Consider the following 559-nt stretch of genomic DNA (forward strand, 5'->3'; position numbering starts at 1 on the left):
ATCTCGCTGTGGGGCTCGCTGTTGAAGTTCCGCCGCGACTTCGACCAGTATGTAAACCTTCGCCCATGCCGGTTGATGCCTGGCATTCCGTCGCCGCTGGTCAACCGCAAACCGGGCGATATCGATTTCTACGTGGTGCGTGAAAACACCGAAGGGGAATATTCCTCGGTGGGCGGACGCATGTATGAAGGCACCGAGCGTGAAGTGGTGTTCCAGGAAAGCGTTTTCTCGCGCAAGGGCGTGGACCGTATCCTCAAGTTCGCCTACGACCTGGCGCAAAGCAGGGAAAAGAAGCACCTGACCTCGGCCACCAAGTCCAACGGCATCTCGATCACCATGCCGTATTGGGACGAGCGGGTGGCCGAGATGGCCAAGAACTACCCGGACGTGAAGACCGACAAGTTCCACATCGATATCCTGACCGCGCAGTTTGTGCGCAATCCGCAATGGTTCGACGTGGTGGTTGCCTCCAACCTGTTTGGCGACATTCTGTCCGACCTCGGTCCGGCCTGCACCGGCACCATCGCCATCGCGCCCTCGGCCAACATCAATCCCGAAC

1 protein-coding gene is annotated in these 559 nt (G+C 59.0%); it reads left to right on the forward strand.

Annotation, left to right across the window (positions count from 1 at the left end):
- Positions 1 to 559, forward strand: a 559-nt coding sequence (locus JK635_RS29110; protein WP_235888249.1) for an isocitrate/isopropylmalate family dehydrogenase, incomplete at both ends; no start/stop codon positions are given.

Source organism: Neobacillus paridis (genome assembly GCF_016765675.1).
GTDB classification, from domain to species: Bacteria; Bacillota; Bacilli; order Bacillales; family Cytobacillaceae; genus Neobacillus; species Neobacillus paridis.